Below are 15,378 nucleotides of genomic sequence, written 5' to 3' on the forward strand. Positions count from 1 at the left end.
CTCCTTAAAAATTAAAACTTCCTTTTTCCCATTTTTATCGATTGATGCTCTAAACATACCAGAAGTATTAAACACCATAGAAATATTACCATCTTTATCTAAAGCGATAATTCCACCATCGCCACCAAGATTTTCTAATTTGTTAAAAATCACATCTTCAGCCGCTTCTTGCAAGCTCACTTTTTTATAAAGCATTTGGGCAGAGATATCGTGAGCTACTGCCAGTCTGATAAAATACTCACCATGACCTGTTGAAGACACGCCACAAGTCGCATTATTAGCGTAAGTTCCTGCACCGATAATGGGCGAATCCCCTATTCTCTTCCAACGTTTATTGGTCATACCGCCCGTTGAAGTTCCTGCTGCAATATTGCCATCTTTATCCAAAGCCACACAGCCAACAGTGCCAAATTTTTGGTTTTCCCAGTTGAGTAGAGCTGTTTTATTTTTGGCTCGTTTTAGGGCTTGTAAACGACTTGGCGTAGCAAAATAAGCTGAGTCCATCATTTTAAATCCTCGCCCTTTAGCGAAATTTTCCGCACCACTACCAGACAACAACACGTGTTTAGAATTGACCATAACTTCGTAAGCTAAATTTATGGGATTTTTGATACGAGTAACGCCAGCCACAGCTCCAGCATTTTGAGTTTTGCCATCCATGATAGACGCGTCGAGTTCGTTGTAGCCTTCATGATTAAACACCGCACCTCTGCCAGCATTAAACAAGGGTGAATCTTCCAAAATATTGATGGTTCGTTGTACAGCTTCCAACGCTGATCCTCCTTTTACCAAAATCTCATGTCCTGTAGAAATAGCTTCGTCTAATTTAGCTTTATAAAGATTTTGCTTTTCTTCACTCATATTACTTTGTGCCATATATCCTGCTCCGCCGTGAATAACGATGGCAATAGGATTTTCTGGTTTACTACTTTGTTGTTTGTTTTCAGATTTGGAGTCTTGAGTTGGACTTTGACAAGCCCAAAATAGAAGACTGATGACGAGAGATAAAATAAAAGTTTTTTTCATAAAAAATATTTGTTGAGTCTGTGAATGCTAAACTATGGTTTAAAGATAGGATATTTTGAATAAATCTTCTCTATATTTACGCCATGAATCTGATAGACATTATCATCGGCATCATTCTTATTCTTGGTTTTTACAAAGGCTTTAAAAAAGGTTTTGTGTTAGAATTAACCGCTTTATTGGGTTTAATACTTGGCATTGTTGGTGCGTTTTATTTATCAAAAGAACATGGCTTATATATTGGGCAATGGCTAGAATGGGACGATGAATATTTAAGAATTACTACCTTTTTGCTAAGTTTTATAGTCATTGTTATCATTGTTTCTCTCATCGGTAAACTCATCACAAAACTTATTGATTTTGTGGCTTTAAGCTTTTTTAATAAACTGATAGGTGGTTTATTTGGTTTGCTTAAATTTGGTTTACTTTTAAGTATTTTGCTGTTACTTTTTAATGTGATCAACGAGCAAGTTGAAATGGTGTCTGAAGAGACTTTAGAGCAATCGATAACTTATCCTGTACTCAATCAATTTACGGATATCATTTGGCCTAAATTGGTAGAGATGAGTCAAGAACACCAAGATGTGATGAATGCATTGCCTTAAAATAATTGGATTCAAAATCATAAATAACATATAGTTGCTCGTGGGAATATGCTGATTCACTAAGTTTTTAGAAACCAAACATTGATATTCATCATAAATCAAAATTTTTCTAAGATTACAAATCTAATTATACCAAATAGGTGTTGGTTTGCCCAGTTCAAAATTCTGAAATCCGAAATCCTCTGTATCAAAGGAATTAGTATTAAAAATATGGTTTCCTTTTCCAGGAATAATTGGGTAATAAGAGAATGATAACTGAAAGGAATTAAAGACCAAGAAATCGTTTCTGATAACAAAACCAACACGAAATGCAGAATACAATCGGCTTTTTGTAATACTTACGTCTTCATTGCCCAGAAGTGCTGTTGTAATATTCACAAAAGGGTTAAAACGAAAGCCAAGTACTGCCCAAGGTGAATAAAACTGTGTTTGGAGTGATAGCACAATTTTTTTTGTCCCCACAAGATTACTGGAAAAACCTGGAATTCCAGCATTGTTTTTACGTTGAGCCTGATCGCCGTACACATCTTGATATGGATTGTATTCATCAATGGTTAATCGGTCGCCAATTGAGTTCAATCGGTTGATTCCAATTAATACTTGGGGTTTAATAAACTGACGCATTTTCCAGTTTTCACCCAATGAAATCAGGTTTGTGAAATAATTGGCTTGAAACGAATAAGCTGTTTGCTCGGTCTGTTGTTTTTTAACAAATGTGCCGTATTCAAAACTTGTGCTCAAATATCCCCAGTTGAAATAACGACCATGTGAGATTTTAGCACCCAAATATAATCTGTCTGATTCGTACTTTCGTTGATATCCAAATGTAGTGGCATAAATAGTTCCTATGGGAACGTCCTCTATGATTCCATCGCGAAAAATGTATGCATCTTGGACAAACTGTCTGGAAGAAACACCAATTGTGCTGAGGGCAAATGTTTCATCACTAAAATAGCCAATGCTGTCAAATTCAACCGTAGGACCTTGTTTGTAATCTAAGCGTAGCAATCGTCCTGAAGTTATAAGATTGGTTGTACGTTCCCTGACAGAAGATCCTTTGAAAATCTGAAAAGAATAACCTCCCCAAACATCCAAAGATTGGTATTTGATATTTTGACTGTTTGTGTTTGTAATTGAATCTTCTTCTATAAAAGGGGCATGTCGAAACTGCTCATCTAGATAAATACCTCCTGCCCATTTGGTTAACGGTGAGTAAAACCGACGGGAAACATCAAAAAATTTTCCATAATAATCATCTAAGTCAATATTATAGCCAATTGAAGTATTGATATAAGAATTTTTAAAATTAGGAACCGTATATCGGATGTCGTATCCGCTTTTGCTATCACTCATTCTATGAGAATATTGGTTATTAAATTCATGACCTAGACCTAAAAAATTGCGTTCTTTCAATCTTATTTTATTTTTATCCGTTGATAACGATACAGAAGGTATCAAACTCCATGAATCAAGTACATCCACAAATACATCAATAGAGTCTTTGGAATTAGCACTGTTTTTTATTGTAATTTCAACATTTCTGATATAATTCTGAGCACGGACTAAACGCTCTGACTCCTTAAGTTTAATAATATCTAAAGGAATTTTTTCTTTGATGAGCAAAAGATCGTTAATCGTTCCTTGCTTTGATTTGACATGCATGTTATTTCCTGTTTTTTCAAGCCAAGTGTTGTCGGTTTGGATAGAATCTTTAAAAGAATATCCAAATGGATCGTGCGTTTCAATAGTTATTTTCCTAATGATTTTACCTTCATAATTAGCATAATTTTCCTTTTCATTTTGAGTCGTTTGATTGCTTCTTCTTTTGGTGGTTGGTTTAAAAATAAGTTTATGTAAAAACTTAGTGGACTTAGTTTTTTTTGAATATTTTTCGATGTTCTGGTACATCGAAGAGTCTTGTTGTTCTTCTTTTACTTGTGCAAAAATGGAACTGTAAAAACCAAAAAACAACAATAAGAAAAAAATAGCCTTCAAGTTCATTATCTTTTGAAGCAAACAAATTATAAATTTCAAATGTAATCAAATATTTATTATCCCTTTTTCACGATTGAGTTAACATTAACCCTAACATTTTCTGATTGATAATTCTATTATTTTTAGGTTCAAATATGGAAAAATTCAACAATGAGATATATTAACTTTTAATATTGATAAGAAATTGTATTTTTAGGTAAAATTTTTAGGTTGCAAAATCTGAACTACAACCAATTTCAAATAAATATTTACAAAGTTATTGAAGTTATTTATCCGACTATTAACATTATATAAATAAAATTTAAAATTCTAACATCGATATTTGTATTACAAATTAGAATTATGAAAAAAGCACTTAAAATCATAGGAATAGTCATACTTGTTTTGGTATTAATTTTGTTGATAGCACCTTTTTTATTTCAAAACCAAATTGAACAAAGCATCAAAAAAAGCATCAACAAAAACGTCAATGCACAAGTAGAATGGTCGGCACTTAACTTAAGTTTATTGTCTAATTTTCCTAACGCTAAAGTTGGTTTAGAAAATATTTCAGTTATCAACAACAAACCTTTTGAAGGTGATACTTTATTTTATGCCCAAAATTTTGAACTTAAAATGGGCTTGTTTGAAATTTTTGACACAAGCAACATAAAAGTTGATGGCATCTCAATCAACAAAGCGGTTGTTAACATTAAAACCAATAAAGATGGTATTGCCAATTACGATATTCAAAAACCAACTGAATCTAAAGATAGAGAATCTACAAGCAATTCTTCAGCAGATGAAGGATTTAATTTAGAACTAAGTGCTTACGATATTTCTGACTCTAAAATCATCTATCAAGATGCTGATGCTATGAAGTTGACTTTAGAAGATTTTAATCATTCTGGTCAAGGTGATTTTTCAAAAAACACATTCGTCTTATCTACACAAACCGATTCAAAAATATCTTTTGTTTATGATAGCACGGCTTATCTCAATCAAAATAAAATTGTATTGGATGCAGATTTGGCAATGGATTTAGACCAAATGCGATTTTCATTTAAAGACAATAAAGCTTTAGTCAATCAACTTCCTTTAAAATTTGATGGATTTGTTCAAGTCAATGATGATAACCAAGAATTAGACATCAATTTTACAACACCTGATTCTGATTTCAAAAATCTCTTGGCTTTAGTACCTGAAGAATATGCGGGAAATCTTGACGGAATGTCAACACAAGGCGAATTTAATTTAGATGGTCGCCTGTTCGGTGTGATTGACGACACGCATATTCCTAAAATGACAATCACATTAAACAGTAAAAATGCACAATTTCAATATAAAAATTTACCCAAAAAAGTTGAAAACATCAATATAGACCTTAAACTTATAAACGAAACTGGACTTGTTGAAGATACTGCTATAGATATCAATACTATTGATTTTAGAATTGATAAAGATAGATTTTCTGGTGTGGCAAATTTTAAAAATCTAACCGAAAATATGAAAGTTGATATCACTGCAAAAGGCAAAATCAATTTGAGCAATTTAAGTCAAGCCTATCCTATAGATGCTAAGTTAGATTTAAACGGTATTTTAAATGCAGATTTTGAAACCCATTTTGATATGAATAGTATTGAAAACAAACAATATCAAAATATCAAAAGCAAAGGTCGAATAGAATTGAGCAGTTTTAAATATTCTTCTGAAGAATTAGCCAATCCGTTTGAAATCCAAACAGCTTTGGTCAACTTTAAAGGTGGTAATGCAGAGTTGTCTCAATTTAAAATGAAAACGGGTCAAACCGATCTTCAAGCACAAGGTCAATTAAAAAACCTAATGGGTTATTTGTTTTCTAAAGAAGACTTAAAAGGTCAATTTAAAACCAGTTCAAACAAATTTAATGTCAATGATTTTATGACAGCAACTGCTGAAGAAGACACAAAATCTTCTGGTGCTAAAAACAAAACACCTGATGAAAACAGCAAAACAGAAGAAGCCATAAAAATTCCAAGTCAGTTAGATTTAAGCTTAGATTTTACAGCAAATGAAGTGGTTTACGACAATTATAATTTAAAAAATGCTAAAGGTCAACTCACTATAAAAGACCAAAAAGCAAGTTTAAATAAAATTCAAGCGGATTTATTTGGAGGTCAAGTTTTAGTTGATGGAAACGTTAGCACGAAGTCTAAAACACCAACTTTTGGGATGAAACTTCAATTGCAAAACATTGATATTGCCACTTCAATGCAAGATGTAGAAATGCTCAAAGGTTTTACGCCTATTTTAAAATCTTTAGTCGGTAAAATTACCACAGAATTTGATTTTTCAGGTGATATGACACAAGGCTTGTCTCCTATTCTATCTACGTTAAATGGCAACGGTTTAGCTAATATTATTCAAGCTAAAGTTGAACCCAGCAAAATGCCTTTAACCAACTCTTTAAACAGCAAATTAAATATTATTGATTTGAACAATTTAAAATTAAAAGATGTAGTAACAACTTTTAAGTTTCAAAACGGTGCGGTAAATGTAAATCCTGTCAAATTTAAAATTGATGACATAGAAGTTAACTTACAAGGCAGTCACAGCCTTAATAATGTGATGGATTACGCCGTAAATCTCAAATTACCTGCAAAATATTTTGGTAATGAAATCGGTAGTCAACTCGCTAAGCTAAGCAATACCGAAATGAACAATATGAAAGTTGACTTACCAATTAATATTACTGGAAATTTAAAACAACCTGATTTCAACATTAATATGCAATCTGCTGTCAGCAGTTTAACCAACCAAATCATTCAAAGTCAGAAAGATGAGCTTACTGATAAAGCCAGTGAACAAATTAAAAATCTACTTCATGGAAATTCTAATGACAAAGCTCAAGACAGCATAGCTCAAGACAGCACAGCTCAAGGCGGTAACAAAGCTGAAGAAACCATAAAAGACGTGCTTGGTGGCTTACTAGGTGGTAAGAAAAAGAAAGACAAAGACAATTAAAATGAAATATCTATAAAATGAAATATCTAATTGAGTTATAATTTTAATTTTTAGACAGATAGAATGTATAATCAACTACTTCAAGTAATCTTCAGAAAACGATAGAGGCAATAAAGATAACAAAGATTCAACCATTTTAACTTGACCTGATTTTCCCATAAAATAGACGGCTATGGGAGATTTTTGTTTTTGCTCATATTCAGCAATAGCTTGCCGACAAGCTCCACATGGCGGAACGGGTTGTAGATTGTCTTTGCGAATACCACTTGCTGAAATAGCTATAGATTTAATTTTTTGATTTGGGTATTTTGATGCAGCATAAAATATAGCTGTACGTTCTGCACACAAACCTGAGGGATATGAAGCATTTTCTTGATTGCTACCCATTATGATTTCTCCATTTTCTAATAAAATTGCTGCTCCAACCTGAAATTGAGAGTACGGTGCGTAAGCTTTATTTCGAGCCGTAACTGCATTGCTCATCAATTCTTGAATTTCAGAATTACATTCAGCTATGCTTTCAAATTCATAAACTGTAGTGATTATTTTAGAAGAACTTGGCATCAAAGCTTATTTTAGTATTCAATATAAGCATTATCACCTATATTAAAAGTTAATGAAAATCTTAAAGTGCCTTCTAAAGGATTTTGAACTGGTGTTGTTGAAAACAAATAAGACGCATCAATATTGATAGAAGAATATTTAAAACCAGCACCAAGCGTCAAAAACTGTCTAAAACCTTTTTCTTCAGATTCGTTAAAGTAACCAACTCTAAAAGCAAAACTATCTTCATACCAATATTCTGCTCCAATGGCCCAAGTTACCTCTTTAAGTTCTTCTGAAAATCCATCAGGTGCATCACCAAAAGAGCTGAAAATTGCAGAAAACTCACCTTCGTTAGCCCAATCATCTTCTCTATTGATAACTCCGTCACCATTAGAATCACTTGGAGTTGGCACCAACAATTTATTGAATTCTACATACAAACCGATAGTATTTGATGGGTCTAAAATAAAATCATGACCTGCACCAAGTTTTAAATTGGTTGGTAAAAAGTTCTCTTGTCCGGCATCATCAAATTTAATTTTGGGTCCTATATTTTGTATAGCACCACCAAAACGCCAACGGCCATTAAAATTATTATAAAACACTTCTTCTCCCCGATAAAAGGCAGAAATATCAGCAGCAAAAGTATTAGCTGCAGTCGCATCACCACCTAAACCAGGTATTTTTTGGTCTGACCGAATAAATTTACCAGTAACAGCCATAGAAAATTTTTCGTTTAATCTTAAGGCATAACTCAAATCTACTGCAAATTCGTTAGGCTCAACCTCACGTGGGACTTGGTCTGCTGTTTCTCGTAATTCTACGCCACCTAAACCAAAAAATCGAATACTTCCTGCAAAAGCACTTCTTTGATTGATTCGATTAAAATATGACAATTGACCTAAATTAATATCTGTAACCAATTCTCTTAAATAAGGCGTATAGCCTAAACCAAAACCCGAACGCGTTTCAGAGAATGCATATTTGGCTGGATTCCACTGTTGAGAAAAGGCATCAACTGGCGTTGCAATACCTTGGTCACCCATACCAGATGATCGTGCATCTCCAGCAATTAATAAAAACGGTACAGCAGTTGTAATGACTCGTCGTGGTTCTTCTTGTGAAAAAGATTTTGAAATTGTTCCTAAAGATAAAAGAACTATAAAAAAATGTTTGTATTTCATAAAATAAAAATTAAGGCAAATATATAATTATGTAGCTATAGCTTAACGAGTTTTTCAAATTTTTCTACTTTTTTATTGATATTAGGCGATTCAACCGTCAATTTATAAACATAAACCCCTTTACCAATTTGGTCTCCAAAATCATCACGTCCATCCCATGTGATTTCTCGGGCAAGAAAACTATCGGTTGTAATGGTTTCATTGTGTGTCCAAACAACTTTTCCTGTAACTGTAAATACCTGAACTTGAACATTTAAAGGCACAAAAGGTTGGTTGTGATGAAACCAAAATTCAGTATAATTGACAAATGGATTTGGATAATTTAAAACTCTGGTAATATCTAACCCATCAGAAGAAGCAACTCTAAATTGAATATCGGCAGTTGATGAATTGTTGTAAACATCCCAAGCTTTAAAGCTTAAGGTATGCAGCCCATCTTCTAAATCTCTGAGTTTATAAACAACTTCTCCTGAAGTAAAATCATCAACATCAGCTTTGTAAAATTCATTGAGCACCATGGGGTTAGATTCGTCGCCATCCAAATAAGCAATAATATCATGACCTATACCACCAGCGGTGTTGATACCATTTTCATCTTGTAGTTTAGATATCAAAAACGGAGCATTGTCAGTAATTTCTCCATCAACAAAAGACTCATCATTCATAAACAATTGAATTTGTGGCCCTTGGTTATCTTCGGGTGCATTTTCGTTGATATCACCAATTAAGATATCGTTACTATATCCAGATTGATCTTCTAGCACATTGTTTCTCAAGGCATAAAAACTTACTCTTCCGTTTCCTACAGGAATTTGAGTATCTTTAGGTAATACAAATTCAATATCAAATTTACCGTTATTTACACTGGCTTGACCACTAAAAAGAACTTCGCCTAAGGTTGTAAAATCCATTATCAAAAGCTCTCCTTGCGAGTTTGTGGTGTTGTCATTTGCTAGAGTAGAGCGTTGAATACGCTTGTCAAACAAAGTTGTAGAAACAACACCATTATAGTTGGATATTATATTACCGCTGTCATCGACAATTTCACCTGAAAATTTATTTTGACTTAAAGCTTTTAAAGTGTCAGTAAATTGGTTCAAAGGCGTATCATTTATATGGGTTAAACGCACATTCGGTTTTGGAAATGGTATATGTAAAGCGGGATCGCCAATGTAAAATACAATTCGGCGTCCGTTTGTTCCTAAAATATTTTTAGCCAATCTTACAGCTTCACCAACAGAGATTCTGTTTTCATCATAATCAAATAAAAATGGTGCCAATTCTCGATTAAAACTTACACCATCACTGACAGAAATGGCTCGTGTTGTGCTAATCATACTTACTGGACCACCTTGCGGATTGCGATAAGAAAGTTCGCCAGCCGTTATTCTTAAAGGATTATCAAATCTGGTAAACTCACATGTTACCGTTAAAAATACATTATAGCGATTAGGGTTTTGCCAAGACTCAACGTTGGATTGAGTAACAATTCGCTCTTGTGCCAAACCATCTTCACCACCGTGACCAAAATAGTTTAAAACAGTTGCTCCTACTTCAACTTGATCTGAAATTGCAGCATTGACTTTAGGATAGCGATCGCCACCAGCAGAAGACTGTTGTTGAAAAGCATCACTATGTATTTTTTTGACATTAATGTTGGGTTTATTTTCTGAAATTTCATCACCCAAATTATCGAGATTAACTTCAATAGCTGCATATTCCCAATTTTGATCAACATCATCAGACACTAATATAAAGTTGTTTCGCCAATTATCATAAGAAGGTCTAGTTTCATAATCCATAATTTTGTCAATAGCTTCTCTTGCTTGTTGCTGGGTATCTACAACAATTCTTCCAACGGCAAAATCCATTTTGTTAGCAGAATTCATATCGCCTTCGTTAGCATCCATCATAGTATAGAAATCATCAGACATAAATGAAGATACCGTGGTTGCAAAGCTGTTGTAACTTTGAAAAGTAGGCAAGATATTGTTATTGCCTTGCAATCTGTTTTTATAATCAACTGATGCATCTCCTATCAAGCATAAATATTTTAGTCTATTTTCTTGAGATGATGCATTATCGTAAACATATTTAAGAAAATTTCTTATGGCAACAATATCTGGTTTTCCTGAAGAAAATTCAGTATAAATTGATTGCAAATCAACGACTTTTACGTTGAGTCCATTTTGGTTTCGTCTAAAGTTTGCAAGTCGGTTGGCGTGAGAGAGAAAATCATTTCTAGCAATAATAATGTAATCTACATCTTGAAAATTACCTTGATTATCATCAAAAATAGTTCCTTTTAAATTTTGGTTATTGACAATTTTATTAGATTCATCAATCAAAGGTTGAAAATAATCATCAGGTGAAATCGCTATAAATTTAGAATTTTGATCATGTGAAGTTACATAAGAAAAATTTTCGTTTGCATCTGTATTTTGGTATGTTGAAATATCTGTCAAGCCATTGATTTTCCAGACTTGGGAGATGTTTGATGCATTAACTAAATTATATTGTATCACATTGGCATTAGGGCTTATTTCTAGATTTTGAAATTGAAATTGCTCATTGTCAGCTCTTAATTCTCTCTTAGCTCTTAATCTTATATAATCCAAAAAACCTCTTGCTGCTGGATTGCCATTTTTATTGTAGGTTAATTTTACAGTTACAGAGTCAGAGTTGACATTAGTTTGACTGATTATGTCATTACCATTTGAAGGCAAGTCGTCACCTACTGGGCCAATATTAATGGTGTTTACTTCATTTCCATTTATTGAAATTGAAAAACTACTTTGAACTTCAGAAATAGCACCAAACTTTATATCATATCTTAAAGGCTTTGAAGTTATGAGGTTTTTAAATTCAAAGCCAAATTCTTTTTCTGTTTCAATATCAAATCTATCACCAAACCAACGCCTTCCAACTAAGGACAAGCTTGTTTCATCAACTTCGTGAAATTGAAATTCATCAAATTCGTTGATGATTTCATCGGGATTGCCAGACAAACTTTGTTGAGGCTGAACGCGATTTGGAGTTTCATTGTTTAAAGTTACATAATAATAAGCTTTATCGGCATAAGCGTTAATATGGGTTTGACTTTCTTCATTCCAAACCTGGGTTGATTCAGCATACATTAAAATAAAATCACCAGAATCAAAACGTCCATCACCGCCGTCAAAAACTTGAATCGGTAATTGAGGCGGATCATAGTATTCATTTTCTGAATTGAGAAGTGGCAACATAGCTCCGCCGTGACTGTAAATCTTAATCGCATCTGAACTTGCATTATTCAAGTCTAACCCCAATTGAGACAAAAAATTATGACTTAGCTTATAAACTCCAGTTTTATCAACATAAAATTTAAACCAATTACCTTGTTCCAAAATAGAATTTTGAACATTTATGCTATTTGATTCTATATTTGATGCTATACTTGAGATAGTTCTGTTTTGGCTTATATCGAGTTGATAAGATACCAATCGTTTTACCACACCATTTTCCTTTAAATAAGGATTAAAGCTTATTGTTATGGTGTTTTGACCTCTGGCTTTAGAAAGATTTAGATCGTATGCAAATTCTTTTTGAAAAGCTTCTACGCGATCAAGAGATCGAGAATCCACTGTTTCAAATTGGAGATCTGAAAGTTGATAATTAGCGTTAGGCAAGCCGGTTAAAGTTCTGGAATAGATTATTTTTTTTTCTCGATAATCGTATGAAAAATATTTGTCATCAAAAGCTGAAACAAGAATAGTTTTATCTTGTTGTGTAGATATGTTTTTCTTTTGTGACCAATTGATAGTGAAGCTTTTGTTTTGAGCCAATAATAAAGAGGTCGAACTAAAAAAGAAAATCAATAAATATTTAAATTTCATAGTCAATTTAAACCTTGTGTAAAGCATAAACGCAAATATATCAAAGGTAGTATTATTAATGTGTAAAGTTTTTTTTTATTCAAAACTTAAATGCATAAAATATTGTTGTTAATACGTCGTTAATTATTATATTGCGAACCTATTTTAGAAATTTTATAGAAATATGACAGATTTAAAGAAAATTCGATTGATGATTTCTGTGTGCTTATGTGTTTTGTTGATTTCATGTAATAATACAAGAAATTATGACAAAACATCAAGAGCTACAGGTGTTGATATAACTGGTCGCAAAGGCGGACCTAAGTTTATTAAAGACTTTGTTGACGATACGCCTGGTCCAGGTCTTGTACCTATCAAAGGTGGAACTTTTACTATGGGACAAGTTCGAGATGATGTGATGCACGAGTGGAATAATATTCCAACCCAACAACATGTTCAATCTTTTTATATGGACGAAACTGAAGTTACCAACAATATGTATCTTCAGTATTTGTATTGGTTAAAGTCTAAATTTCCTCCTACAAATCAAAATTATAAAAACATCTACTCAGGAGCTCTTCCAGACACATTAGTTTGGAGAAATCCTCTTGGTTTTAACGAGAGTATGGTTAAGAACTATCTCCGGCATCCATCTTATGCTAAATATCCAGTGGTTGGTGTAAATTGGATACAAGCTACAGAATTTAGTGAATGGCGAACAAATAGAGTAAATGAAAGAAGACTTGATGAAGAAGGCTATACAAAAAAAGATATTACCTACAGTATTAGCGATACTGTACCAGCATTTTCTACTGAAACTTATCTTGCTGCTCCTACAAAAGCCTATGGTGGTAATGAAGAAATCCTTACAGGAGGTAAAGTTTCTCAAAACAAATTAAAAAGAGATAGCACAAGCGGAAAGTTCGTCAATAAAAAAGATGGTGTATTGCTACCAGCAGAATACAGATTACCTACAGAAGCAGAATGGGAGTTTGCTGCACTTGGTCTATCGTCTGTAAGAGAATACAATTCATATAGAGGAAAGAAAAAATATCCATGGGATGGAAAATACACCCGTTCTGGTAACAAAAGGACAATTGGAGACCAAAAAGCTAACTTTAAGCAAGGAGCTGGTGATTATGGCGGAATTGCAGGTTGGAGCGACGATAATGCCTCTTACACCGCACCTATAAAATCTTATGAACCAAATGATTTCGGATTATATGATATGGCTGGTAATGTTGCAGAATGGGTCGCTGATGTTTACAGACCAAAAATTGATAATGAATTTAATGATTTCAATTATTTTAGAGGTAATGTTTATACAAAATATGTAATCAATGAAGATGGCACCGTTGAAATTTTAAATCCTAACGAAGTGCAATACGATACTTTAAGCGATGGGAAAATTGTTTATAGAAGTCTTCCTGGTGAAATCAAAAAAGAACCAATTGATGATAAAGAAACTTATCTAAGAACTCAGTTTAACAGAGCTGATAATATAGATTTTAGAGATGGTGACAAACAGTCGTCAAGATATTTTGGTTTAGCTAATGAATTAACCGATGACCAAAGAATGTATAATTCACCTAAACACAAAATTGAAGCTGATTCAACAAAACTCATTAGAGAATATGACAAAAGCAACAACAGAACTACGCTTATCAACAACAAAATACGTGTTATAAAAGGTGGTTCTTGGAGAGATAGAGCCTATTGGTTAGATCCTGCCCAAAGACGATTTTATCCTCAAGATATGTCAACAGACTATATTGGGTTTAGAAATGCTATGTCTATGTCTGGCTCAACACCTTTGCTTAACCAAAAAACTAGAAACTAATAATATTAAGTTTTAAAATAAAAAAAGCCCTAATTTTGAGTTAGGGCTTTTTTTATGATTACAATTTATTAAACATGAATTTAAAACAACTTCATCAACTCTATCTCAGTAGCAATGGCATTTGCACAGATACCAGACAAATAAAACCTAAAGAAATTTTTGTTGCATTAAAAGGTCACAATTTTAATGGGAATAAGTATGCTGATGAAGCACTTGAAAAAGGAGCATTAAAAGCCATAGTCGATGAAGACTTTAAAGATATGACCCATAAAATTAAAGTTAGCAACTCTTTAAAAACCCTTCAAGATTTGGCCAGTTTTCATAGAGATTTTCTTCAAATTCCTATTATTGGCATAACGGGTAGCAATGGCAAAACAACCACCAAAAGACTGATTCATGCTGTATTAGAACAAAAATTTAATGTACAATCAACTGAAGGTAACTTAAATAATCACATCGGTGTACCATTAAGTCTTTTAAAATTAAATGAAAATACAGAAATTGGTATTATTGAAATGGGCGCTAATCACCAAAAAGAAATTGCATTTTTATCTAAAATTGCAAAGCCTGATTTTGGTTATATTACCAATTTTGGCAAAGCCCATCTCGAAGGTTTTGGCGGTGTTGAAGGTGTTATAAAAGGCAAAAGCGAACTCTATGATTTTCTAAATAAGCATCAAAAACTCGCATTTGTTAACGCTGACGATAAAAAACAAATGATGAAACTCAGAAATGCAAAAATATATAGTTTTGGCGAAGCTAAACACGCTGACTTAAATATTTATTTTAAATCGGCTAATCCCTTTGTAGAACTTGAATTTGAAGGTGTTAGTGTTAAATCAAAATTAATTGGCGAATACAACTTCAAAAATATTGCTGCAGCGGTTGGAATTGGCTATTATTTTGATGTGCCAGTTTTGAAAATTAAAAGTGCCATTCAAAATTTTGAAGCCAAAGACAATCGATCTCAAATTAAAATCACTTCTTACAACACTCTAATCTCAGACGCTTACAACGCCAACCCTTCAAGTATGGAAGTAGCTCTCAAAAGTTTTGACGCTTACCAATCTGACTATAAAGTTGCTATTCTCGGTGATATGTTTGAGTTGGGTAAAAATCAACTCGAAGAACATCAGCATATAGCAAAGCTTGCTACTGATCTCAATATCGACAGAGTGATATTCTGTGGTGAAATTTTTAACGAAGCATTAGATTCTGATAAATTTGAAGTGTTTAAAAACTTTGATAATTTAAAACAAAATTTACAAAAACACCCCATAAAAAAAGCTCACATTCTTATCAAAGCTTCTCGTGGTATGGCTTTAGAACGCTTACACGATATTTTGTAA

Annotated in this window: 9 protein-coding genes; 4 read left to right on the plus strand and 5 right to left on the minus strand. The window is 33.1% G+C overall.

Annotated elements, in window-relative coordinates; all coding sequences use genetic code 11:
• Positions 1–1,026: isoaspartyl peptidase/L-asparaginase family protein (locus ACSSV5_RS09870; RefSeq protein ID WP_454245738.1), on the minus strand; the 1,026-nt coding region annotated here is incomplete at its 3' end.
• 83 nt (positions 1,027–1,109) lie between these two features.
• On the opposite strand from ACSSV5_RS09870, the gene ACSSV5_RS09875 reads away from it, so the two are divergent.
• Positions 1,110–1,628 carry a CvpA family protein gene (locus tag ACSSV5_RS09875; protein WP_211066574.1) on the plus strand — a complete coding sequence of 173 codons (519 nt, stop codon included), beginning with the start codon at positions 1,110–1,112 and terminating at the stop codon, positions 1,626–1,628.
• Positions 1,629–1,751: 123 nt separating this feature from the next.
• On the opposite strand, the gene ACSSV5_RS09880 is transcribed toward ACSSV5_RS09875, so the two are convergent.
• A complete protein-coding gene (locus ACSSV5_RS09880; RefSeq protein WP_454245739.1) occupies positions 1,752–3,629 on the minus strand; it encodes a hypothetical protein in 1,878 nt (625 codons plus the stop codon).
• Positions 3,630–3,965: 336 nt separating this feature from the next.
• Here ACSSV5_RS09880 and ACSSV5_RS09885 point away from each other — a divergent pair, with 336 nt between their 5' ends.
• Entirely contained in the window at positions 3,966–6,605 is a 2,640-nt protein-coding gene (locus tag ACSSV5_RS09885) for an AsmA family protein (protein ID WP_454245740.1), read from the plus strand.
• 75 nt (positions 6,606–6,680) lie between these two features.
• Here the strand turns inward: ACSSV5_RS09885 and cdd are convergent, their stop codons facing one another.
• From cdd to porU, 3 genes are read right to left on the minus strand one after another with little or no spacing between them, the layout of a single operon-like run.
• The gene (cdd, locus tag ACSSV5_RS09890) at positions 6,681–7,169 is read right to left on the minus strand and encodes a cytidine deaminase (RefSeq protein WP_454245741.1); all 489 of its coding nucleotides are present in this window, start codon (positions 7,167–7,169) and stop codon (positions 6,681–6,683) included.
• 11 nt (positions 7,170–7,180) lie between these two features.
• Positions 7,181–8,335, minus strand: coding sequence for a type IX secretion system outer membrane channel protein PorV (gene porV, locus ACSSV5_RS09895; RefSeq protein WP_454245742.1), 1,155 nt, complete (start codon positions 8,333–8,335; stop codon positions 7,181–7,183).
• A gap of 35 nt (positions 8,336–8,370) precedes the next feature.
• The gene (gene porU, locus ACSSV5_RS09900; RefSeq protein ID WP_454245743.1) at positions 8,371–12,210 is read right to left on the minus strand and encodes a type IX secretion system sortase PorU; all 3,840 of its coding nucleotides are present in this window, start codon (positions 12,208–12,210) and stop codon (positions 8,371–8,373) included.
• A gap of 163 nt (positions 12,211–12,373) precedes the next feature.
• Between porU and gldJ the strand changes: the two genes are divergently transcribed.
• Together gldJ and ACSSV5_RS09910 are read left to right on the plus strand one after the other, a co-directional pair.
• Complete coding sequence (gldJ, locus tag ACSSV5_RS09905) at positions 12,374–14,029, plus strand: gliding motility lipoprotein GldJ (RefSeq protein WP_454245744.1); 1,656 nt, start codon at positions 12,374–12,376, stop codon at positions 14,027–14,029.
• Between the two features lie 74 nt (positions 14,030–14,103).
• Positions 14,104–15,378 (plus strand): UDP-N-acetylmuramoyl-tripeptide--D-alanyl-D-alanine ligase, encoded by a 1,275-nt coding sequence (locus ACSSV5_RS09910; protein WP_454245745.1) that lies wholly within the window; start codon positions 14,104–14,106, stop codon positions 15,376–15,378.

The organism is Psychroflexus sp. MBR-150 (assembly GCF_053628795.1).